Genomic DNA, 23,534 nt, shown 5'->3' on the forward strand with positions numbered 1-23,534 from the left:
GCGCCCCCTCTGTCATTCACCACACGACCAGACGCGAACACGGGCGTTTTCCACAGCACCAAAGGCCTGCGGCAGGGCCCCGGGCCCGCCAAGCAATGCGCCAAGCCCCGTTCTGCGAAGCTCCGACTCGCTTCGCGCCTGCCGCAGCCGGGTACCATGGGGAGCGGCGTGCATTTTTGCGAGTATTCAGCATGCAAAGCTGTGGGCATACGCATCGGAAGCGTTAATCAACGTCTCCAGGCGCATATATATTGTGTTTTAGAACAGACATCGCGGCCTGACGGGACGCAGGCACGTGCTTCAAGGGCGCAACGGCGGGAATCAATAGCTTCGGAACCCGTATGTTGCAAGATTGCGGCGGTGCCGACAGCAACACGATGCTGAAAACTCCGTTTTTTGCACGGCGCAGACGGGGGTAGGCACGGGCAAACCCGGACTGAGCCGTTATTTTATGCAAGATGGCGATTGTTCTATGCATATTAAGAAGTGCAGTTACCTCACCAAGCTTTTGAACGCTGGTTGCGGCGTATGGACGACCCCAGCTGCGGTGAAAAGGCGACCTTACATCACGTTTCCGCCAGCCCGCATCGCCGTTCGCGCGCGGGCGCGCACGATACGAGAGACGGTACTTTTGCTAATCCCCGTATACCGCTCGATCTGGCGCACCGTAAAGCCGGCATTGTTCAATCCAACAACAACGGTATCGCGCTGCGCCGGCGGTGCAGCTTTAACCCCGTTGAGCGGAACCCCGAGGCGCTTCGCCAACTTGTCGGCAAAGGCGTGGCGTTCCCACTCCGTCTCTTTCATATCGCCCAGCGCTGGCTCGCCGCCGTCGGGCGTCGACAGCGAATGGGTAATAAAGCCCTCGGCAGAACCAAAAAGCTCAAGCACGCAAGAAGGATCAGAAAATCCCCTCGCGACATCAGCCGCGTCACCGTCGTAAGCGCACAAATGCTCCGCAAAGCTGCTCCAGGGATAACGCTCGATTAGGCTAACGCCCGCCTCCTGTGGATCGGCGTGTACGGAGCGAATAGCCTCCATCACCTGCCAGTCGGTATCGAGCGAGCGCCGGTCAAAACGGTTCTGGAACAGATGGCCTGTGCGCCCCGTGCGTTTATTGAACCGCCGCGCGTACGTCAAAAGCAGCCGGTGCATCGCCGCGCTCATCCTGTCCTCGTAATCTGCAAGCACCAAATGCACGTGATTACCCATAAGGCACCAGGCGATAACCGTCACGCCCGCCTCGCGGCAGCAGTCGCGCATCAGCTCCAAAAACTCCCACCGGTCTTCATCGCCCTCAAAGATGAGCTGCTTGTCCGTACCGCGGGCACAGACATAGTAAAAGCCAGTAACCGTTCTCCAAACGCGCTGCATGGCGCTCCCTTCGCCGGGATCTGCTTGCCATCCAATACAGCACGATTGAAGCGTGCCATCAAAACATTCACGCAAAACAATACACTCGCGCGGCCAAAGGCAGTAAACGGGCGGTGAACGGCACCGTTGCAACAGGTCAACCCATGCAACGCTTACAAGAGCTGACCAAAATCTTACCAAAATCGGACCCCCTCTACGGAAGTTCACGACCACAGAACATAGAGTTAAACCGTTTCAATTAAAACTTCCGGACTTCTCGCTACGAAAACTGAGCCGTTCGCCGAATATTCCGTGCATTTCGCGGTATTATAGGGGCTGCATGTCATGTCCCTTTCGAAGGGTCGCCCGGCAATCGCCAGCCACGACCCCCAGACGGGACGCCAACACGATAGAGAGGAGAGGCATGCAGTACTCACAGGAAGTGGAGAACATGTGCCCCGTTGCCAAGGGTGCATACCACGGCCCCGCACCCATCCCCGAGGAGGGCAAGTGGGTCCAGGCTAAGGAGATTTCCGACATCTCCGGTCTTACGCACGGTGTGGGTTGGTGCGCACCTCAGCAGGGCGCCTGCAAGCTCACGCTGAACGTCAAGGACGGCATCATCGAGGAGGCCCTCGTTGAGACCATCGGCTGCTCGGGCATGACCCACTCTGCCGCCATGGCTTCCGAGATCCTTCCCGGTAAGACCATCCTCGAGGCCCTCAACACCGACCTCGTCTGCGACGCCATCAACGTTGCTATGCGCGAGATCTTCCTGCAGATCGTTTACGGCCGCAGCCAGACCGCGTTCTCCGAGGGCGGCCTGCCCGTGGGCGCCTCCCTCGACGACCTCGGCAAGGGCCTTCGCTCTCAGGTCGGCACCATGTTCGGCACCAAGGCCAAGGGCGCTCGTTACCTCGAGCTCGCTCAGGGCTACGTCACCCGCATGGCTCTCAACGACAAGAACGAGATCATCGCATTCGAGTTCCTGAACCTCGGCAAGTTCACCGACGCCGTCAAGGCCGGCAAGACCCCCGAGGAGGCCATCGCTGGCGCTATGGGCCACTATGGTCAGTGGGAGAATGCTGCCAAGTACATCGACCCGCGCACCGACGAGGAGACTCACTCCGTCGCCAGCGTGTTCCCGGTTCACGAGTAGAAAGGGAGGGAAATAACTATGACTGTTACGTTCGAAGGTTACGAGCGCCGCGCTGACAAGATCAACAAGTGCCTCGCCGACAACGGCATCGCCTCCCTCGAGGAAGCTCTGCAGATCTGCACCGACAAGGGCTTCAACCCGCGTGAGATCGTCAACAACACCCAGTCCATCGCCTTCCAGAACGCCGAGTGGGCCTACACCCTCGGTTGCGCTCTCGCTGTCAAGCGTGGCGCCAAGTCCGCTTCTGAGGCTGCCGCCATCATCGGCGAGGGCATCCAGGCCTTCACCGTTCCCGGCTCCGTCGCCGAGGACCGCAAGGTCGGTCTGGGCCACGGCAACCTGGGCGCTATGCTGCTCTCCGACGACACCGAGTGCTTCGCCTTCCTGGCCGGTCACGAGTCCTTCGCTGCCGCTGAGGGTGCTATCGGCCTGGCTCTGAACGCCAACAAGGCTCGCAAGAAGCCGCTGCGCGTCATCCTCAACGGTCTGGGCAAGGACGCTGCTCAGATCATCGCCCGCATCAACGGCTTCACCTACGTGAAGACCCAGTTCGACTACTTCACGGGCGAGCTCAAGGTCGTCGAGACCATCCCCTACTCCGATGGTCCCCGCGCCGCCGTCAACTGCTACGGCGCCGACGACGTCCGCGAGGGCGTTGCCATCATGTGGCACGAGAACGTCGACATCTCGATCACCGGTAACTCCACCAACCCCACGCGCTTCCAGCACCCCGTCGCTGGCACCTACAAGAAGGAGCGCCTCGAGGCTGGCAAGAAGTACTTCTCCGTCGCTTCTGGTGGCGGCACTGGTCGTACCCTGCACCCGGACAACATGGGCGCCGGCCCTGCCTCTTACGGCATGACCGACACCATGGGCCGTATGCACTCCGACGCCCAGTTCGCCGGTTCTTCCTCCGTGCCTGCGCACGTTGACATGATGGGTCTCATCGGCATGGGCAACAACCCCATGGTCGGTGCCACCGTCGCCTGCGCTGTCGCCGTCGAGGAGGCCCTCAAGGCCTAATCGCGCCCGCGCGATGCTCATATAGTTGAGCTTTTGAGCCGCTACCCACCCAGGTAGCGGCTCTTTTTTTGCCATAAAGCGTTCGAGATCCGATATATCAGTTCTGATGGAACGTGAGGTGTAATGAGAAGGAGCCGTCAAGCGGCCTCAACGCCCACGTGCCATATTCGCCCTTTACCGATTTATCCAATCTTTGCGATACCTTTGCCAATCTCCCGTGCGACAATGCGCGGACGAGAAAGGAATCCCATGGAATCGACTGATGTATTGGTAATTGGATCTGGCATTGCGGGCCTTTGTGCCGCCATAGAATCGTCGCGCGCGGGCGCAACCGTTGCCATCGCAAGCGCCGGCAAGACCATGAGCGGATCGAGCTTCTTCCCGGGCACCTGGGGACTCGGGCTTATTGGGCCCGTCGACGAAGACGACGAGCAGGACCTTATCGACACCATCCAAACCGTCGGCGGCGGCGTTGCCGACCCCGAACTCGTCCAGACGTTCGTCCACGGCATTCCCCAAGCGATTGACTGGCTCGAACAGGATCTGGGCGTTGATCTCCAGCGTCCAAAAAGCGCCGAGAGCGCCCAGCAAAAGCAATTTATCCCCTGCTTTGACCACAAAACGCGCATGTGGCGCGGCCTCACCCGCAAGCCCCTTGAGGACGCTCTGACGGCCCGGCTCGAGTCGCTCGGCATTCGTCTGCTCCCCCGCCATGAGCTTATCGACCTTGTTGAGGACACGAACGGCAGAATAACCGGAACCGTGCTCTACGACCTCACCGAAAATCGAATCGTGCCCTTTGCTGCCAAGGCCACGATCATCGCAGCCGGTGGCACAGGTGGCCTGTTCGAGCGCAGCCTTACGTCGGCTGATGTGCTCAGCTCCTCGCAGGCCATCGCGCTGGCGCACGGCGCAACACTTACTAATATAGAGTTCATGCAGATGATGCCCGGCTTCATTGAACCCAAGCGCAACCTGGTCTTCAATGAGAAAACCTGGCGCTACGTCACGTTTGACCAAACGGTCGATATTGCCGATGAAAAGCTGGACAATCTGCTTGAGCAACGCTCAGGATATGGACCCTTCACTTCGCGCTTGGCTTCCCGCGCCATCGATCTTGCCATCGATCAAGCAGGTGCAGAGGGCCTGGCGCTCCACTACGACTTCCCCCGCGAGGACATCCCCGAGTTTGTGCAGACCTTTGCCACCTGGCTGCAAGACGAGCACGGCATCGCCCCGACTGACGAGATGCGCGTTGCGATGTATGCCCACGCCGCTAATGGCGGCATCAAGATCGATAAGACCGCGCACACGGGCGTTGAGGGCCTCTACGCTTGCGGTGAGGCGACAGGCGGCATGCACGGCGCCGACCGCATTGGTGGCTTGTCAAGCGCCAACGGCATCGTGTTCGGACGCATCGCGGGCGCATCGGCAGCCCTTGCAGCGCAGAATGCACCTGAGGTGGCCCCGAAGGCGGATATCGCCCTCCCCCAGTACGGCATTGCCACAACAGATGCCGAACGCCTGACACGCAGCCTTAAGCACACGATGAGCACCTATTGCATGATCAACAGGACCGAAGCAGGTCTATCCAAGACACTACACGAGCTTGAGGGCTTGAAGACGGAGGCAACGACCTTGAGCGCACAGAAAGCCCAGGACAGCGAAGTCGCAGCCCTCGCCCGCCTGCAATCGCAGATTCAACTAGCACAGGAAATGGTCAAAGCCATGCGCAACCGAACCGAAAGTCTCGGTTCCCATTATCGAGCGGACTAAATCGATTCTCACTTTGAGTTTGATCACAACTTCTCAACATGCATCGAGCCCCATGAGCATAATTCTCATAAGGAGAGCACGTTTATGGGGCTTTAGCCGTGTTTCCCTAAGGGAATCACGGTGCAGATTACTCAGCTCTGTGCCCTTTCGGGTTCGACCCCATGCGAGGTCAACAAAAAAGCGACCAGCCGAAGCCAGTCGCTTTAACATGCTTTGGTGGGCCGTCAGGGGGTCAGCCTGCTTTGCAGGCGGCCGCTGCGGCGCTTTGCGCCTTGCGCGCTACGCTGGTAAATGCTTACGCATTTCCTCAGCTCCGCGCCCTTACGGGTTCGACCCCATGTACTGTTAACAAAAAAAACGGCCAACCGAAGTTGACCGTCTTAACAATCTTTGGTGGGCCGTCAGGGGGTCGAACCCTGGACCTTGGGATTAAGAGTCCCCTGCTCTACCAACTGAGCTAACGACCCAAAGCTAAAGTCCGTTGTGGCGGACTTTAGAGGAGATATCGTGTGGTGGGCCGTCAGGGGGTCGAACCCTGGACCTTGGGATTAAGAGTCCCCTGCTCTACCAACTGAGCTAACGACCCGATATCAACACGAAGCAAGAACTGGGGTGGGTAAAGGGACTCGAACCCTCGACCTACGGGACCACAACCCGTCGCTCTAGCCAACTGAGCTACACCCACCGTGTCCTGTGCGCTTCGCGCTCGACTATTATTGCAAGGAACGCCACGCGATGCAAGCCCCAATTTTCAAGAATTTTGAAAAGAGTTTTTCAAGCGCGTTTCGAGCAATTCCCACCGGTTTCATAGGAGTAAACTTGCCCCACTGCAAATGCTCGAAAGGACAAGCATGAAAGAACTCTCCAACCGTACGGCAACGTTTACCGATTCGGTCATCCGCCGCATGACGCGCATCTCCAATAAGTACGGTGCTGTCAACCTGTCGCAGGGCTTCCCCGACTTCGATCCCCCGGCGCAGCTGCTCAACAGCCTCAGCACCATCGCCACCGACCCCAAGCCGCTTTACCACCAGTACTCCATCACCTGGGGCTCCCAGGCCATGCGTGAGGCGCTTGCCGCTAAGCAGGAGCACTTTATGGGCATGCCGATCAACCCCAACGAGAACATCGTAGTCACCTGCGGCTCCACCGAGGCCATGATGGCCGCCATGATGACGGTTACGAACCCCGGCGACAAGGTCGTAATCTTCTCGCCGTTCTATGAGAACTACGGCGCCGACACGATCCTTTCGGGTGCCGAGCCCATCTACGTGCCGCTCAACCCGCCTGCGTTCGACTTTGACCGTGAGGTGCTCGAGGCGGCCTTCCGCGACAACGATCCCAAGGCGATCGTCCTGTGCAACCCGTCCAACCCCTGTGGCAAGGTCTTTACGCGCGAGGAGCTCACCTTTATCGCCGACCTCTGCAAACAGTACGACGCCTACTGCATCACCGACGAGGTATACGAGCACATCGTCTACGCGCCCCATGAGCACGTCTATATGGCCACGCTGCCCGGCATGTTCGAGCGAACCATCAGCTGCAGCTCGCTGTCTAAGACGTACTCCATCACCGGCTGGCGTCTGGGCTACACCATCGCCCCGGCCCAGATCACCGAGCGTATCAAGAAGGTCCACGACTTTCTCACCGTGGGTGCCGCCGCTCCCCTGCAGGAAGCCGTTGTCACCGCCCTCAACTTCGACGACAGCTATTACGATGAGGTCCTTAACCTCTATACCGCCAAACGCGACCTGTTCTGCCAGGGGCTCGATAGCATCGGTCTTGAGCATAACGTGCCACAGGGCGCCTACTACGTCATGATGGACATCTCTGAGTTTGGCTATGACAGCGACCTCGAATTCTGCGAGGACCTCGCATCCAAGGTGGGCGTGGGCGCCGTGCCCGGCTCGAGCTTCTTCCGCGAGCCCGTCAACCATCTGATTCGTTTCCACTTTGCCAAGCTGGACGAGACGCTTAACGCGGCACTGGAGAACCTCAAGTCGCTACGTGATAAAATCAAGCCGCGCGGGTAATGACGGCCCGGCAACTAAAGCAACCAAAGAAGCCCCGCACCGCCCGCCACGTTGCGAGGCTTCTTTTTATAGCGCTTTCTTAAATGGTTTAGAGCCCTATACTTTAGTCACGGAGCAACTCGTCCCAGAGAGAGGAATACTATGGCAGAACAGCAGCTTATCGGAGCGCTCGAGGCCGGCGGCACCAAGATGGTCTGCGCCACGGGCTATGCAGACGGTACGGTCCTGGAGCGTGAGCAGATCGCGACCACGACCCCGCAGGAGACCGTTGAGGCCGTCAATGCATGGTTTGCCGACAAGGGCATCGCCGCACTGGGCATCGGCGCCTTTGGCCCCACCGCAGTCAACCCCGCTTCGCCCCAATACGGCAAGATCCTGGAGACGCCCAAAACGGCATGGCGCTACTTTGATCTGCTGGGCACCATCCAAAACGAGCTCAATATTCCCTGTGGCTACGACACCGACGTCAACGTTGCCTGCTTGGGCGAGGTCACCTTTGGTTGCGCCCAGGGCCTCACCGACGTGGTCTACCTGACCATCGGCACCGGCGTGGGCGCCGGCGTGCTCTCGGGCGGTAAGCTCGTGCACGGCATGATGCATCCCGAGGCCGGCCACATCCTGGTCACGCGCGACCCGCGCGACACCATCGGCGAGCATAGCGCCTGCCCCTTCCATGACAACTGCCTCGAGGGCCTCATCGCCGGCCCTGGCGTTAAAAAGCGCTGGGATGGCAAGAGCGCCGGAGACATGGCCGATGACCCGGAGGCCATGGACCTGCTCGCAGGCTATCTGGCACAGGCGCTCATGACCTACACGCTGTGCTACGCACCGCAAAAGATCATCATCGGCGGCGGCGTGGCCGACCACACCCCCATCGTGCCGCTCGCACGCAAAAAGTGCGCCGAGATGCTCAACGGCTATATCGTCACGCCCGAGGTCAACGACATCGATTCCTATATTGTCAACAACAGCCTCGAGGGCAAGCAGGGCATCATGGGCTGCCTGGCCCTGGGCGCACAGGCGCTTCAGTAGCAGACGCACCCACAGGGCGTGGCGCGCTCGGCAAATCCAACCTACGGAACGACGCCACCACGCCTCATATAACCCCTCAAATAAAAAAGGCCGCCTAGGACCAAACAATACGTCCTAGGCGGCTTTTTTGGCGCACATCAGCCACCGTAAGAGATATCGAAGCACAACGCCCGTTGCCGCTCCACAGCAGTCGATCATCACATCGGTGATCATGCCGGCGCGTCCCGGCACAAAGAGCTGAATCGTCTCGTCGATCGAGGGAATCAGCAGCAGGAACACCGCCGTGGGCAGCAGCACGTCAAAGGTGCGCCGGCCCTCAAAATCAAAGGCGTGCGTTGCCAGGATGCCGAGCACCATATACTCGGTAAAATGCGCGCACTTGCGAACAACAAAGTTGGTCACCCATTCATATGGAAGTCCCACGCCGTGCAGGAAACCGCGGATAGCTTCCATGACCGTTAGGCTCAGCGAGCCCGACCCCAAGCCGGGAACCAGCGAATTGCCCCAGATCAAGAGCGCCATCAGGCAGGTCGCGACCGCCCATTTTCGATTGATCTTAACCATGCAGAAGTTATGCCTCCGCGCGGAGCGGCGCGAAGCTGGCGGTACCGCCCTCGATAACGCTCAGATAGGCACGGCCTGTACGCTTGGCTGTGGAGGACTGCAGGCGCTCGATCTCTTCCTCGAGGATCTGATTGACGCGCTCGTGACGACGATTTTCCATAATGCCGGCGGCAATAGCCTCGGCCCGCTCGATACTCTCGCGCGAGATGCGGGCGGTATCCTCGGGGAACACAGCGCTGTGACGGCCGACATAGGCGGGGGCAGCAGGCTGAGGGGCAGCGACGGGAGCGGGCGCTGCAACAGGAGCGGGCTCGTCAATCTCATCCAGAATCGCGGTGGCGGCGGCCCACATGTCCTCGTGGCCCGAGTAATCGGCTATGGGAACATCAACCTCGAGCGAGGCGTCCGGAAGGTCTCCGGTGTCGATGCGATCTTGGGCATCAATCGATGCGGTGATGGCTGCAGGCTCATCGAGGTCATCGAGATCGATGTCCGCGGCACCGGAGATGATAGGCATGCTGGCGAGGTTTGCGTTGTACGGCGCAGCCTCAGCCGCCTGCTGCTGGGCAGGAGCGCCCCAAAGCGAGCTTTCGGCGGCACGGCGGGCGGCAACGGCCTCCTCGTCCGCGGCCATGGCTTCATCAACGTACGAATTGTCGGCAGAAGCGTTCGCGTCCGCCGAGGTAGCGCTGTAGGCGTTATTGGCTGCCGCGTTGGCGACGAGTGCCACGAAAGCCGCCGTGCTGCCCGCAGGGGCGGCCTGGGAGCCAGACACGGCGCGTGCCGCGGCGGCGATGTCGTCGCGATTGAAGGAGCCGGTCTGCCCGCCGTTGGTGAGCTCGTCGATGGCGACTTGATAGACGTCGCGCGAGTGTGCAGGGTTGCAGCTCACCGGCGAATCGTCGTCGAGCATACTGTCGATCATGGACCAAGCCTCGTCCTCGTCCATAGCATCTGCGGCTCGAGCAATGGTAGGGACACCATCATCGGCATGACGGCGCTGGAACGCACCAGTCAGGCCGGAAAGGAATGCCGAGGTAGACTGCTCCGCCTGAGCCTGAGAAGCAGAAGTCGCAGCGTAAGGAGTCGCATCCTGCTGCTGAGCTGGAATCGAGGCGGTCTTGAACTCGCTTTGATGCTGATTGAGATTGGCGGCACCGCCCATGGCATCGGGCTGGAACAGACGCTCTTCACGCTGCGCACGGTACTCGGAGATACCCAGCGAGGCGGCATAGATACCCACGCCCGCCACCGCACCCACGGCGAAGGGAACCGCACCCGCCACGACCGTCTCGTTCACCGACGAAAACGGCAGCGTCGCGGCATACATAACCACGGGAGCGGCAAGGCCGATCCCGCACGAAAGTCCGGCAAGGACTGCTCGTTGTGTTGCATCAGAAGAAGCCATGAGCTCTCCCCATCTTCCAGCACCCAAATCGCATCATTCAGTTGGCTGCGCGAGAGAAGATGAAGCGGGGCTATGCCCCAAAGCAACGGTATATGGTTCGTTTCATCTGCGTTTTCCGTCGCGAAGCTTAAAAGCTATTATGCGAAACCGCCCCGTCGATTGCAAGCGACGATGTCGGATTGAAACGGGAAACCTGCTGCTCGTCGGTCTTATGGTTAAAAATAAGCGCGGAGCGGCGATATGGAAAAGGGCCGAGGCTCAAAGCCCCGACCCTTTATCGCATTGATGGCTATCGCTGCGTGTGGATGACAACCTAGAACGTCTGCTCGTAGTCGCTGTGCTTTTTGGCCGAACGCACCAGGAACTCCTGGTTGGTGTTGGTGCCCTTAAGGCCCTTGATAAACGATGCGGCTGCGCGCTCGGTGTTGTTCATGCCGGCAAGAATGCGACGCAGGCCAAAGACAAACGGGCGCATCTGCTCGTCGACCAGCAGATCCTCGTTGCGCGTACCGGAGGCAACGGGGTCAATGGCCGGGAAGATACGACGGTCGGCAAGATCGCGGTCGAGCTTAAGCTCCATGTTGCCGGTGCCCTTGAACTCCTCAAAGATGACTTCGTCCATCTTGGAACCGGTGTCGATGAGGGCAGAGGCCAGGATGGTGAGCGAGCCACCGTTCTCGATATTACGGGCTGCGCCCAGGAAGCGCTTGGGCGGATACAGGGCCGCCGAATCGACGCCGCCCGAAAGGATGCGGCCCGAGGCGGGCGCCGCCAAGTTGTAGGCGCGGGCAAGACGCGTGATGGAGTCGAGCACCACCACGACGTCGCCACCCAGCTCCACGATGCGCTTGGCGCGCTCGATGACGAGCTCTGCCACACGAGTGTGGTTGTCGGCGGGCATATCGAAGGTCGACGCCACAACCTCACCCTTGATGGAACGCTGCATATCGGTGACCTCTTCGGGGCGCTCGTCGACGAGCAGGCAGATGAGGTGCACCTCGGGGTTGTTAATCGAGATGGACTGGCAGATCTTCTTGAGGATCGTGGTCTTGCCGGCCTTGGGCGGGGACACGATCAGGCCGCGCTGGCCCTTGCCAATCGGCGACACGATGTCGATGGCGCGACCGGTGATGGAATCCTTGCCGTGCTCCATGCGCAGCGGCTCATTGGGATAGACCGGGGTAAGGTCGCCGAACTTGGGGCGGTTGCGAATCTGCTCGGGGTCCAGACCGTTGACGGTCGTGATTTTGGCGAGGCCGGCGCGCTTGTCGCCGCCGCGCGAAGGACGCAGCGAGCCCTCGATGACGTCGCCCGTGCGCAGGCGCGCGGAGCGGATGAGGTAGGCGGGCACGAAGGCGTCGTCGTTGGACTTCATGTAGCCATGGGCGTGGATGATGCCGGAGCTGTCCGGGCGAATCTGCAGAATGCCCTTGATGTCGCGGAAGCCCTCGGCCTTCGCGGCGGTGACGTAGATCTCCTCGACAAGCTCGGCTTTCTTCTTGCCGGTCGTCTCGATCTCGAACTCCTTGGCCTTCTCGCGAAGTTCGGCGACCTTCATGGCAGCGAGCTCCTCGCGCGAAAGCGTGGGCTCGGTGGGAGCGGCATTACGCTCCTTGTTGCGTTGCTTGCGATCGCGCTGGCGGTTGCGACGGTCGTTGTTGCGCTCGTCCTTGCGCTCGTTGCGCTCCTCGTTGCGCTTGTGCTGGCGACGGTTGGGGCGAGCGCCGTCTTCGCCCTCGGCGGGGGCGGCACCATCGGTTGCGGTGGTGTCAACATTGGCCGCAGCGGCGTCATTGGCCTCGGCGCCGGAATCGACCTGCGCTTCGACATCAGCATGCTGCTCGGCGGCCTTGGCCTTAACGGACTTCTTGCGACCGCGCTTGGGCTTCTCGGACGCAGGCTGTTCGACGTCTTGGGGCTCGGCGGCATCAGTCGATGCATCGGCGGTCGTCTCGTCGGAATCCTCGGACGCACCCTTCTTGGCAGCCTTAGCCTTGGACGTGCGCTTAACAGCAGTGCGACGGCTGCGACCGGGGCGGACGTCGGCGGGCTCGGCATCGGCGGGAGCGGCCTCGGAAGTCGCAGCATCCTGAACGGGTGCATCGGCAGCGGTTGCAGACTCGGCGGTCGCCGCAGCATCCCGAGCAGCTGCGGCTGCGGCTGCGGCCTTCTCTGCCTCGACGAAGGCCTTGGGCTTGCGACCGCGACGGTGCGGGCGCAAAGCCGGATCGACAACGGGAACTTCGCTGGCCTCGACAGGCGCAGCGGGCTCAGTTGGCGATGCGCCCTCCCCTGCCGCGGAACGGACCGAAGCCTCAGTGAGCTCGGGGGTTACCTGTTCAGCAACCTGCTCGGCCTTAGCAGCCGTGCGACGGCGTGTGCGCGGTGCCGGCTTCTCGGTCGGTTGGTCGGCGGCAGGGGTCTCGGGCACAGACGGGGCTGCAAACTCGGTCAGAGCCGCGGCCTCGCGCTCAGCAGCACGACGGCGGGCGCGCACCACCTGAGCCTCGCTAATCTGCGCCAACGCACGTGCCTGCGCGACCTCATCGGAAATCGGCGCCGAGGAGTCAGCTGCAACGGTGCGCTTGGCGCGCGTCGTGCGCGTGGTACGGCGCTTGGGCTTGGTGACCTCCTCGCCGTCAGCAGCAGGCTTGGTCGTGCGGCGCGTACGCTTGGGCTTTGCCGGAGCAGCCTCCTCACCAGTTGCAGGCACGGCCTTCTCAGCCGCTGCAGGCGTAGGCGTCGAAGCAGCCTTAGGCGTCTCAGGAGCCGAGGCTTGCGCGGGCGCCGCGACCTGGTCCGACGCAACCGGTGCAGCGGGAGCGGTCTGCGTCGTCGTTATTTCGTTTTCTTGCTGTTGATCAGACACGGTGTTTGCTCAACTTTCTTTTCAAGCCCTGTGATCACATGCTCCCTGCATAAACCTTCAGGGCGGCTAAACAGTCTAGTTCCGTTCAAAACGACGGACATCATTGATCTGTATCGAGATGATTGCGTCATATACGCAGCGTTAGTGTAACACAACCGCCGCCACCTGCAACTTAGTCATTGGGGACGTTCTTAAACGACTAGTCAAAAGGGACACTCTTTGGTTTAACACCCACAAATCTGACTGCCTCCGCCAAAACTATGGCGGTTTACTACGATGAATCGCTCAACCGCGACCACTCCGAAACTTGTTGAACTAAAACCGCAGGTAGATGCCTTGCATTTTTTAGTGAAAAGCCGGCGTGGTTGGAATATCTCAATTCATCGTAGTAAACCGGCATAGTTTCGTATTTCCAGCAGTTCCAAATTCGTCAACACGTCGGCGTTTGCAAAAAAGCCCGACCTCCGTAGGAGATCGGGCTTTCAAGGCTTAGTTAAACCAAGTCTGTACGGTCAAATGAACCGCAGCTTACATCTGCTCGGGAGCGGAGACGCCAACGAGAGTGAGCACCAGAGCGAGCGTCACGCGGACGGCGTCGCAAGCGGCCAGACGGGCGCGCGAAAGCTCGGGGTCGACGGGACGGCCCTCGCTCGGCAGAACCTGGCAGGCAGCATAGAAGCTGTGGAAGTCGCCGGCGAGCTCCTCGGCAAAGTGCGTCAGGCGGAACGGAGCGCGGTCGCGAGCGCAGCTGGCGATGAGGTCGGTGAGCTCGTTGAGCTTACGCGAAAGGGCGAGCTCGGTCGGGTCGGTCAGCAGCGAGTAATCGACGTTCTCACCGATGGCCTTGGCGGCGACGGCCTTCATGCCCATCTCGTCAGCCTGCTCGGGCGTAACGTCAGCGGCACGGCGCAGGATGGAGCAAACGCGGGCGTGAGCGTACTGCACGTAGTACACCGGGTTGGAGTTGTCGCGCTTCTTAACGGCCTCGATATCGAAGTCGACCATCTGGTTGGAGCTCTTGGAGATGAGCGTGTAGCGAGCGGCGTCGGAGCCGACCTCGTCAACGAGCTCCTGCAGGGTAACCATGGTACCCTTGCGCTTGGACATACGGACGGGCTTGCCGTTACGCAGCAGGTTGACGAGCTGGCCCAGCAGAACCTCGAACTTGCCGGGATAGCCAAGAGCGTCGCAGACGCAGCGGACGCGCTCGATGTAGCCATGGTGGTCGGCACCCCAGATGTCGATGACGTGGTCAACGCGCTGGAACTTATCCCAGTGATAGGCAACGTCGGAGGCAAAGTAGGTGTACTCGCCGTCGGACTTGATCAGGACGCGGTCCTTGTCGTCGCCCAGGTCGGTGGAACGGAACCACAGAGCGCCGTCCTTGGTGTAGAGGTAGCCCATCTTGTCGAGCTTCTCAAAAGCGCGGTCGACGGCGGAGGTGCCGGCGGTCTCGCCCTCGGTGTCCTTCACGTACAGCGAGCGCTCGGAGAACCAGCGGTCGAAGTCGCAATTGACGGCGTGGCAGAGGTCGCGCATGTTGTCGACCATCTTCACATAGCCGCGCTCACGGAAGCTCTCCATGCGCTCCTGTGGATCGGCCTCGACCCACTTGTCGCCGTCGGTGCGCCAGAACTCGGCAGCCTCATCGATGATGTAGTCGCCGCCGTAGGAGTCCTTACCCAGGGTCTCGGCAAAGTTGTCCTGATACGGATGGGTCTCGGGATGCTCGTCGTTCTCATCGGCAACGAAAGCGTCGCGGTCGGCGATCAGCAGCTTGTGAGCCTCGTCGATGTCCACGCCCTGCTTGGCGATAATGTCGGCAAGCTGCATATAGCGCGTGCTGATGGAGTTGCCGAAGGTGTTCATCTGCGAGCCGTGGTCGTTGATGTAGAACTCACGCTGGATGTCGTAACCGGCGTGGTCCATAACACGGCAGAGGGAGTCGCCCAGCGCGGCCCAGCGGCCATGGCCGATATGCATGGGGCCGACGGGGTTGGCGGAGACGAACTCGACCTGGGTCTTCAGGCCGCCACCGACGTTGGACTTAGCGAAGTCCATGCCCTTCTCGCGGGCCTCGCCGAAGATGGCGTTCTTGACGGCGACGGAGAGGTAGAAGTTGATAAAGCCAGGGCCGGCGATCTCGACCTTCTCGATCGCGGGGTCCTCGGGCATATGGGCAACGACGGCCTCGGCGATCTTGCGCGGGGCACAGTGAGCCAACTTGGCGGACTTCAGAGCCATGGTGGAGGTCCACTCGCCATGAGAAGTGTCAGCCGGTCGCTCGATGGCGCAATCGTCAAGTTCAAATGCGGAAAGGTCGCCGGCCTCCTGGGCCGCAGCAAGCGCAGCGCGTACCAGCTCTTCAATCTTCTCGGGCATAGATCCTCCTTGTGTTAAAGCCCCCGAGCTCTTGGTCACTCGTAGGGCAAAAGCCAGAGTTTGTAGCACTCTATCACAAGCGGTAGCTACTGTCGCAGGGTAAAGCTAATAGATATTGCATATGCACAAAAATGACTACCGCTCTTGCGCGGCTGTACAAAGTTGACGGTTTGCCTGCAGTTTATACACGTTCTGGAAATGCATAAACATGTGCATGAACCGCTCAGAGTATCGAATACTCTTACCTATCGGAGTTGTGTGCTTTTCCTGCATAAAGTAAGGGTTTGCGCACGTCAACGTAGTATTCTTAACATACGCAAATTCGTATAAGTTGGAGGTAGCATGTTCTCAATCGGTCAACACGTCATTCATCCGGGTCAGGGAGTCTGCACCGTCGTCGGTTTTAGGGACGACACACCGCAGCCCATGCTACTGCTCGAGACCAAGCAGGGACATGCGCAGACGATCCTCATGTACCCCGTGGCGCAGGCCGACCGTTTGCACGCCGCCATCTCGCAGCAAGATGCCGAGCACCTGCTGAGCCACTATGACGAGCTGGAGTGCGACACTTTTACCGAGCGCAACAGCTCACTTGAGGAGACGCACTTTAAGCAGCAGCTCAAGCTGGGCGCGCCCGAGACGGTCCGCGTGGCAAAAACCATGATGCACCGCATTCGCCAGGCCGAAGAAGCTGATAAAAAACCCAGCTCCTACTACATGCGCGTACTCAAGGAAGCCAAGCGCCGCTCCATCGAGGAGTTCGCTGTGGCCTTGGGCGTCACCGAGGAGGCCGCCGAAGCCCGCCTAGCCCAAGCCGCCCTCAACTAACCAATCCGCGCCAAAAACCACCACAAAGGGAACAGGCACCTTTGTGGTGGTTTTCTTGTTCTAGTAGTATTCATTCTTATCGATACCCACGAGCACAAGGAGTCTCTTATGGCAGAGCCGCTTACCGCCGGAATCACCCGCGACCGCGCGTTCGAACTGCTCAACGAGCACAACAAGGACCCGTTCCACATCACCCATGGCGAGACGGTCGAGGGCACTATGCGCTACTTTGCGCGCGAGTTCGACCCCGAGAACGAGGAGTTTTGGGGCATCGTCGGTCTGCTGCACGACCTTGATTGGGAGGAGCATGAGGACGACCCCATGAACCACACCATCTATGCTGCCGAGATTCTTGAGGGCGAAGGTGCGTCTCCCGAGCTCATTCGCGCCATCCAGACGCACACGTCGGACTTCAACACCTCGCTGCCCAAACCCGAGCTGCAGATGGAAAAGATCCTGTTTGCCTGCGATGAGCTCACCGGCCTGATCGGCGCTGCAGTCATCATGCGCCCGAGCAAGAGCGTTATGGACTTTACGACCAAGTCGCTTAAGAAGAAGTTCAAGGACAAGCGCTTTGCCGCCGGCTGCTCGCGCGACGTGATTTCGCAGGGCGCCGAGATGCTCGGCTGGGAGCTCCCCGAGCTCTTTGACCGCACCATCGCGGCCATGCAGTCCTTCGCCCCCGACCGCGATACCTTCCAGGCCTAACCGTCCACGCCACTTAAAACCACCACAAAGGGGAAAGGCACCTTTAGTGGTGGTTTTTGTTTGCGCGGGCGCTAGGGACGGACCTGACCGGTGCCTCGGAGCTTGTATTTGTAGGTGATGAGGGCCTCGGCGGCGAAGGGGCCGCGGGCGTGGAGCTTTTGGGTCGAGATGCCGATCTCGGCGCCCAGGCCAAACTCGCCGCCGTCGGTGAAGCGCGTGCTGGCGTTGGCGTACACGGCCGAGGCATCGACCGCGTCCAGGAAGCGCTCGCAGGCATCCACGTCCTCAGCGATGATGGCCTCGGAGTGCATCGTGCCGTAGCGGTTGATGTGTGCGATGGCCTCGTCCTCGTCTGCCACGACCTTCACGCTCATCTCGAGAGCCAAGTACTCGCGACCCCAGTCCTCCTCAGTCGCGGCGACGTAGTCATCGCCCTCCACAAAGCCGGCGTCGGCGCACGCGGCGCACGTGGCCTCGTCGCCGTGAATGAGCACGCCGTGGTCGTGCAGCACGGCAACGACCGCAGGCAAAAACGCATCGGCCACATCACGGTCGACCAGCAGCGACTCGGCGGCATTGCACACGCCTACGCGCTGGGTCTTGGCATTAACGATAATGTTGAGCGCCTTATCAAAGTCGGCGGATTCATGCACGTAGATGTGACAGTTGCCTGTGCCCGTCTCGATCACCGGCACGAGCGACTCGCGCACGCAGCGCTGAATCAGGCCCGCGCCGCCTCGCGGGATGAGCACGTCGACGATGCCGCGAAGCTTCATGAGCTCGCCGGTGGCCTCGCGGTCGGTAGACTCGATCATCGACACGGCCTCGCGTGGGAAACCCTTGGCCTCGAGCGCATCGGCCAGCAGCTCGGCGATCATGGCACACGAGTGATAGGCCAGCGAGCCGCCGCGCAGAATGCAGGCGTTGCCGGTACGGATGCAGATGCCTGCGGCATCGGTCGTCACGTTGGGGCGCGCCTCGTAGACCATGGCGACTAGGCCCAGCGGCACACTCACACGGGTCAGGTCCACGCCGCTTGCGAGCACGCGGTGGTCGAGTACGCGGCCGACGGGATCGGGCAGCTCGGCGAGCTTTTCCAGTCCGGCGGCCATGCCCTCGACGCGCTCGGGCGTCAGCAGCAGGCGGTCGAGGAGCCCCGCCGAGGTGCCCGCATCGCGCGCGGCGGACATGTCGAGCTCGTTGGCGGCAACGATGGAATCGACGCCGTCGCGCAGCACCGCGGCCATGGCGCGCACGGCCTCCTGGCGCTGGGCATCGCTCGCAGCGGCAAGCGCGCCCGAGGCGGCCTTGGCCTCAACGGCAAGATCGTGAACGTACGTGGCTATATCGACCGACATGGACGGCCCTTTCTCCTAGATGTTTGCCCACCATGGTAGCCGATTTGCACATACCTTCGTCTGCGGCGGTAGAATTGGTCAACCCGAAACACCGCAACGAACGGAAGACTCACATGGCCCTCATCACTTCGTACCACGTCCCCGGCCTTTACGTCGAGGACCACAGCATCGACGTCCCCCTTGACTGGCGCGGCCTGGAGCCGATGCTCCTAGCCGTCGGCAGCACCATGCGCCGCGGCGCCATGCCGGCACCCATCGCCGGCGCGCCCGAGAGCATCAAGCTCTTCTACCGCGTGGTTTGCGCACCCGACCGCATCAACGACGATCTGCCGCTCCTCCTGTTTTTGCAGGGCGGCCCCGGCGGCGAGAGCCCGCGTCCGCTGTCGCCCACAAGCGACGGCTGGATCGAGGAGGCCGTCAAGCACTTCCGCGTAATCCTTCCCGACCAGCGCGGCACCGGACGCAGTAGCTGCGTGGACGGACGCACGATCAAGGCACTGGGCGAGCGCGCCGAGGCAGCCGGCGCCGATACAGCACGCTCGCAGGCGGATTTCCTCAAGCGCCATCTTGCCAGCTCCATCGTGCGCGATTTTGAGTACCTGCGCCTAGTGGGCTTTGGCGGCAAGCCGTGGGTCACGCTCGGCCAAAGCTACGGCGGTTTTTTGACGCTGAGCTACCTGTCGCTCTTCCCCGAGGGCGTGGCGGCGAGCTTTACCTGCGGCGGAATCCCCCACGTGCCGGCGAGCGCAAGCGAGGTCTACGCGCACACCTTCCCGCGCATGGCCGCCAAGACGCAGCAGTATTATGACCGCTACCCCGCTGACGTCGAGCGCGTGGCAGCCCTGGCCGATGCGCTCGAGGCTCAGAAGCCCGTGCTGCCCGACGGCTCGCCGATGACGGTCGAGCGCCTACAGCTCATGGGCAGCGACTTTGGTATGAAGCCGAGCTTTGAGCGCATGCACTGGATTATCGATCATGCTTTTGTTGACGGTGACGGCACGCTGACCTGCGGCGCCTCGGTATCTGACAGCTTTTTGATGCGCGCCTTCGAGCGCACCAACACGCGTACAAACCCGCTGTATTGGACACTGCAGGAGTTCATCTACGCCGACGGCGACACCATGCCCATTCGCTGGGCCGCAGCAGAGGAGAAGGCCCATCGCACCGAGTTCGACACGCTCGCGCGCCCGCTCATGTTTACCGGCGAGGCCATGTTCCCGTGGATGTTTGAGCAGATGCCCGAGCTTAAGCCATTTAAGCCCGCCATGGACCTGCTGATGGAAGACACCAGCTGGGACAAGATCTACGACCCGCAGCGCCTGGCGTGCAACGAGGTGCCCCTGCAGGCCGCGGTGTATTTCGACGACATGTACGTGGATTCGGGCCTGCAGCTCGATACGCTCAGCCGCGTGGGCAACTCGCACGCCTGGGTGACCAACGAGTTCGAGCACGACGGCCTGCACGGCAGCGTGGTGTTCAAGCACCTCTTCGACGAAGCCCTCAACCGCGGAGATCTGCGCCAGATCTTCTAGCAAAGGAGTGTCCCCAACTGCCGACACAAAAGGAACGTCCCCAAGTGCCGGCACGAGATAAAGAGAGACAGCGCTGCGGGAAACGATCCGCAGCGCTGTCTCTCTTTATGCAAATACGATCAAGTTATCCCTGTGTATCGCGGGCTTCTCGGCCAGGTCTGCCAGCAGGCGGTTGCTAGCAATCTGGTCCTGGCGGCGTCCTGCCGCAAGCTCCAGCACGTCCGAATCGGCTTCGGCGATACCGCGGGCGACAACCATGCCGCTCGGGTCGCACACGTCGAGCACATCGCCCTCGGCAAACGCGCCATCGACCTCGCGAATACCCACCGCAAGCAGGGACGAGCCACGGCTGATCAGCGCCTTCGCAGCACCATCATCGACCGTCACCGAGCCATGCGCCTTGTCACCCAGCGCGATCCACAGCTTGCGGGGCGCAATGTCCAGGCGCTCCGCCGGCGGATCGAACAGCGTGCCCACGCTCTCGCCGCGGGCGAAGCGCACGAGTGCATCGGGCTCCTCGCCCGAGCAAATCACGCTCTGAATGCCCGCCGTCATCAGAATGCGGCTCGCACGAATCTTGGTAATCATGCCGCCCGTACCCACCGATGTGGAAGAATCGCCCGCCGAGGCGATAATCTTGGCATCGATCTTATGCACGACCGGGACAAACTCGGCCGTGGGGTCCTCATGCGGATTAGCGGTATAGAGCCCATCGATGTCCGAGAGCGTCACGCACAGATCGGCAGAAACCAGGCAGCTTACAAGCGCCGCCAGTGTGTCGTTGTCGCCAAACTTAATCTCATCGACGGTAACGGTATCGTTCTCGTTGACGACCGGCACCACGCCAAGCTCCACCAGGCGCAGCAGGGCGTCGCGCGCGTGCAGGTAGGACGTGCGGCGGGCCGTATCGTGGCGCGTGAGCAGCACGAGCGAGGTGAGCAGGTCGCGCGCATGAAACTCCTCGTCGTAGGCCGACGAGATGATGCACTGACCGGCCGAGGCGCAGGCCTGCAGGCTCGGCAAGTCGCCGACCGGCTTGCGGTCGAAGCCCAGCACGGGATAGCCGCAGGCGATAGCGCCCGAGCTCACCACGACCAGGCGCCAGCCGAGCTTGCGCAGGGCTGCGGCCTGATCGGCAAGCCCGCCGATAAAGGAGCGGTTGACCTTGCCGTCGGCGCCCACCACCGTGGACGAACCGATCTTTACCACCATCGTTTTATAAGAAGTCGTCATACGTCAGACCAATCAACTGTTCAGCGAACCGGCGTGCTGGCGGCCGAGGGAACGCAATTCGCCCCTACCGCCCAAGTTCATTAGTGAGCCCAGGGAAAGGCGGAAGCCGCGGCCATGTTCTTGCGCACGAGCTCGTCGCGCACCTGTGCCAGGCCCTGCTCCATGCCCACCACATAGGTCTGCGGGTACAGGAAGCGCTTGTAGACCGGATCAAGATGGTCAAGCGCCCAGGTGCAACGCTCTCGTGCGTCCTCAATGCTCTCGCGCGGGGCAACGGCGCTGCCATTGCGCACGATCGGCGCCAGCAGCTCGCGATACTCAAGCTCGGACACATCGGTCACCAGAGCGGCATCGTTCACGGCCACGAGGGTATTGCCGCGCGCGGCGCCCTCCCCCGCCAGATGGTCCTCGTCATAGATCATGTCGCAGATCGGGCCGCCAAAGCCGTCGTAATAACGGCGCACGCGCTGCACGCCCGGAATCGTGCGCTTGTAGGGCTGCTCGGAGAGCTTGACCACCGGCGTCCACGGGTCCGCCTCGCTCGCACGGCGGGCGGAAAGCTTGTACACGCCGCCCAGCGCCGGTTGGTCGTAGCAAGTCGCGAGCTTAGTGCCCACGCCAAAGCTGTCGATAGGCGCACCCTGGTCGAGCAGCGACTGGATCGTGTACTCGTCCAAATCGTTGGAAACCGAGATCCCCACATAAGGCAGCCCCTCGGCATCAAAACGGCCGCGGACATACTTGGACAGCTTGGCGAGGTCGCCGGAGTCGATGCGAATAGCCGATAGACGCTCGCCCACCGCCTCCATCTCCTTGGCAACCGTAATGGCATGCTCGCAGCCCTCGCGCACGTCATAGGTGTCGATGAGCAGCGTACAGTTCTTGGGGCTCGACTTGGCAAAGGCACGGAAGGCCTCGAGCTCGGAATCGAAGCTCATCACCCAGCTGTGCGCATGTGTGCCAAAGACGGGAATACCGTAGCGGCGGCCGGCGAGCACATTGGACGTAGAGGAGCAGCCGGCAACGTAGCTCGCGCGCGCAACGGCCAGGCCGCCATCGGGACCCTGGGCTCGGCGCAGGCCAAACTCCGCCACGGGGCGACCGTCGGCGGCGAGCACCACGCGCGCCGTCTTGGTGGCGACAAGCGTCTGGAACCCGACGATGTTGAGCAGCGCCGTCTCGAGCAGCTGGCACTCCAGCGCGGGGCCGGTGACGCGCACCATGGGCTCGCGCGGAAAGACGAGCTCGCCCTCGGGCACGGCGTCGATGTTTACATGCGCACGAAAATCGCGCAGGTAGTCGAGGAATCCAGGCTTGAACATCGCGCCGCCGGCAGGGGCCTGGAGCGAGGCGAGGTAGTCGATGTCCTCGGGCGTAAAGCGCAGATTCTCGACCAGCTCGGGCAGTTCGGCGGTGCCGCACATGACGGCATAGGCGCTGCCAAAGGGATGGTCGCGGTAAAACGCGGTAAAACAACCCTGCTCATTGGCCTTGCCGCTCTCCCACAGGCCCTGGGCCATAGTGAGCTCGTACAGATCGGTGAGCATTGCAATGTCGGTGGGATGCGAGATGTCGGTCAAAGCCATGGGGCGACCTTTCGGATGTGTGGTACAGAATTTGAGGGTTTGACGAGAGCAGAGGATGCGGACATGACGCCCGATGCAAATCGGTTAGAGCAGGCCCATGCTGGTCAGGATCGTGTAGCCCATAAAGATGACAAACGCGATGAGGGCAAGGACAATGATGAATTTTTGAGCCGGCGCCATGCCAGGGATCTCGTTCTCGCCCGTAGGTTCCTTGGAGGTAACCATGCGCTGGGCAAAGGTCATCTCGTCACGGCTCGGCTTGGGCTCGACGGACTTGGGACGAGCGGCCTTTTTAGGCTGAGGTTTGGGCGCGGCAGGTGCAGGCTTCGCAGCAGCGGGCTTGGGTGCAGGCGCGGGCGCCGATGCGGATGCGGCGTTCGCGGCGACCTCCTCGGCCTTCGCACGCTCGGCACGCAGGGCAGCCAGCTCCTCACGCTCGCGACGGGCCTCTTCCCGAGCCTCGCGGCGGGCCTTCTCGGCGCGGAGCTCTTCCAACTCAGCGCGCTCCTCGTCGGACAATGGTTGGGACTCAAGCTCGGCCATGGTACAGCCCTTTCTTTTAAAAAAAGCCGCCGACACAATGTCAGCGGCTTATCAAATCCAAGGGTGGAGACGAAGGGAGTCGAACCCTCGGCCTCTGCCATGCGACGGCAGCGCTCTCCCAACTGAGCTACGTCCCCAGGACAAGTC

At 61.4% G+C, this 23,534-nt stretch carries 17 protein-coding genes and 4 tRNA genes; 8 read left to right on the forward strand and 13 right to left on the reverse strand.

Features of this window, described 5'->3' with window-relative positions:
* Positions 1–561: 561 nt before the first annotated feature.
* Positions 562–1,374 carry a transposase gene (locus tag DW821_RS00840; RefSeq protein ID WP_118065035.1) on the reverse strand — a complete coding sequence of 271 codons (813 nt, stop codon included), beginning with the start codon at positions 1,372–1,374 and terminating at the stop codon, positions 562–564.
* A gap of 403 nt (positions 1,375–1,777) precedes the next feature.
* On the opposite strand from DW821_RS00840, the gene DW821_RS00845 reads away from it, so the two are divergent.
* The 3 genes from DW821_RS00845 to DW821_RS00855 all read left to right on the forward strand — a co-directional run bounded on the left by DW821_RS00845 (position 1,778) and on the right by DW821_RS00855 (position 5,311).
* On the forward strand, positions 1,778–2,512 hold the full coding sequence (locus tag DW821_RS00845) for an iron-sulfur cluster assembly scaffold protein (protein ID WP_006235554.1): 735 nt from the start codon (positions 1,778–1,780) through the stop codon (positions 2,510–2,512).
* Positions 2,513–2,530: 18 nt separating this feature from the next.
* Positions 2,531–3,535 (forward strand): GGGtGRT protein, encoded by a 1,005-nt coding sequence (locus DW821_RS00850; RefSeq protein WP_006235553.1) that lies wholly within the window; start codon positions 2,531–2,533, stop codon positions 3,533–3,535.
* 249 nt (positions 3,536–3,784) lie between these two features.
* Complete coding sequence (locus DW821_RS00855; RefSeq protein WP_118065037.1) at positions 3,785–5,311, forward strand: FAD-dependent oxidoreductase; 1,527 nt, start codon at positions 3,785–3,787, stop codon at positions 5,309–5,311.
* Positions 5,312–5,702: 391 nt separating this feature from the next.
* Here the strand turns inward: DW821_RS00855 and DW821_RS00860 are convergent.
* From DW821_RS00860 to DW821_RS00870, 3 genes are all read right to left on the reverse strand, one after another.
* Positions 5,703–5,778, reverse strand: a tRNA-Lys gene (locus DW821_RS00860).
* A gap of 43 nt (positions 5,779–5,821) precedes the next feature.
* A tRNA-Lys gene (locus tag DW821_RS00865) sits at positions 5,822–5,897 on the reverse strand.
* Positions 5,898–5,919: 22 nt separating this feature from the next.
* A tRNA-His gene (locus DW821_RS00870) sits at positions 5,920–5,996 on the reverse strand.
* A gap of 166 nt (positions 5,997–6,162) precedes the next feature.
* Between DW821_RS00870 and DW821_RS00875 the strand changes: the two genes are divergently transcribed.
* Entirely contained in the window at positions 6,163–7,344 is a 1,182-nt protein-coding gene (locus DW821_RS00875) for a pyridoxal phosphate-dependent aminotransferase (RefSeq protein ID WP_118065039.1), read from the forward strand.
* A gap of 141 nt (positions 7,345–7,485) precedes the next feature.
* The gene (locus DW821_RS00880; protein WP_006235486.1) at positions 7,486–8,376 is read left to right on the forward strand and encodes an ROK family protein; all 891 of its coding nucleotides are present in this window, start codon (positions 7,486–7,488) and stop codon (positions 8,374–8,376) included.
* A 114-nt stretch (positions 8,377–8,490) separates the two neighbouring features.
* Here the strand turns inward: DW821_RS00880 and DW821_RS00885 are convergent, their stop codons facing one another.
* The 4 genes from DW821_RS00885 to argS form a co-directional block, all read right to left on the reverse strand.
* A complete protein-coding gene (locus DW821_RS00885; RefSeq protein WP_118065041.1) occupies positions 8,491–8,940 on the reverse strand; it encodes a VanZ family protein in 450 nt (149 codons plus the stop codon).
* A gap of 7 nt (positions 8,941–8,947) precedes the next feature.
* Entirely contained in the window at positions 8,948–10,348 is a 1,401-nt protein-coding gene (locus tag DW821_RS00890) for a hypothetical protein (RefSeq protein WP_118065043.1), read from the reverse strand.
* Between the two features lie 313 nt (positions 10,349–10,661).
* Positions 10,662–13,217, reverse strand: a complete 2,556-nt coding sequence (rho, locus tag DW821_RS00895; RefSeq protein ID WP_233552970.1) for a transcription termination factor Rho — start codon at positions 13,215–13,217, stop codon at positions 10,662–10,664.
* Positions 13,218–13,745: 528 nt separating this feature from the next.
* The gene (argS, locus tag DW821_RS00900) at positions 13,746–15,599 is read right to left on the reverse strand and encodes an arginine--tRNA ligase (protein WP_118065045.1); all 1,854 of its coding nucleotides are present in this window, start codon (positions 15,597–15,599) and stop codon (positions 13,746–13,748) included.
* Positions 15,600–15,941: 342 nt separating this feature from the next.
* Here argS and DW821_RS00905 point away from each other — a divergent pair, with 342 nt between their 5' ends.
* Both DW821_RS00905 and DW821_RS00910 read left to right on the forward strand, forming a co-directional pair.
* Positions 15,942–16,427, forward strand: a complete 486-nt coding sequence (locus DW821_RS00905) for a CarD family transcriptional regulator (RefSeq protein ID WP_006235480.1) — start codon at positions 15,942–15,944, stop codon at positions 16,425–16,427.
* A gap of 108 nt (positions 16,428–16,535) precedes the next feature.
* Positions 16,536–17,135 (forward strand): HD domain-containing protein, encoded by a 600-nt coding sequence (locus DW821_RS00910; RefSeq protein WP_089572031.1) that lies wholly within the window; start codon positions 16,536–16,538, stop codon positions 17,133–17,135.
* Between the two features lie 71 nt (positions 17,136–17,206).
* Here DW821_RS00910 and DW821_RS00915 read toward each other — a convergent pair whose 3' ends face one another.
* Entirely contained in the window at positions 17,207–18,493 is a 1,287-nt protein-coding gene (locus DW821_RS00915; RefSeq protein ID WP_118065047.1) for a glutamate-5-semialdehyde dehydrogenase, read from the reverse strand.
* Between the two features lie 113 nt (positions 18,494–18,606).
* On the opposite strand from DW821_RS00915, the gene DW821_RS00920 reads away from it, so the two are divergent.
* Positions 18,607–20,025, forward strand: a complete 1,419-nt coding sequence (locus tag DW821_RS00920; RefSeq protein WP_118065049.1) for an alpha/beta fold hydrolase — start codon at positions 18,607–18,609, stop codon at positions 20,023–20,025.
* A 105-nt stretch (positions 20,026–20,130) separates the two neighbouring features.
* Here DW821_RS00920 and proB read toward each other — a convergent pair whose 3' ends face one another.
* From proB to DW821_RS00940, 4 genes are all read right to left on the reverse strand, one after another.
* On the reverse strand, positions 20,131–21,258 hold the full coding sequence (proB, locus tag DW821_RS00925; RefSeq protein ID WP_118065051.1) for a glutamate 5-kinase: 1,128 nt from the start codon (positions 21,256–21,258) through the stop codon (positions 20,131–20,133).
* 80 nt (positions 21,259–21,338) lie between these two features.
* On the reverse strand, positions 21,339–22,844 hold the full coding sequence (locus tag DW821_RS00930) for a nicotinate phosphoribosyltransferase (protein ID WP_118065053.1): 1,506 nt from the start codon (positions 22,842–22,844) through the stop codon (positions 21,339–21,341).
* Between the two features lie 84 nt (positions 22,845–22,928).
* Positions 22,929–23,387 (reverse strand): hypothetical protein, encoded by a 459-nt coding sequence (locus DW821_RS00935; protein WP_118065055.1) that lies wholly within the window; start codon positions 23,385–23,387, stop codon positions 22,929–22,931.
* 64 nt (positions 23,388–23,451) lie between these two features.
* Positions 23,452–23,524, reverse strand: a tRNA-Ala gene (locus DW821_RS00940).
* Positions 23,525–23,534 lie beyond the last annotated feature (10 nt).

Origin of the sequence: Collinsella sp. AM33-4BH, from assembly GCF_003469205.1 — a bacterium.
Taxonomy (GTDB): Bacteria; Actinomycetota; Coriobacteriia; order Coriobacteriales; family Coriobacteriaceae; genus Collinsella.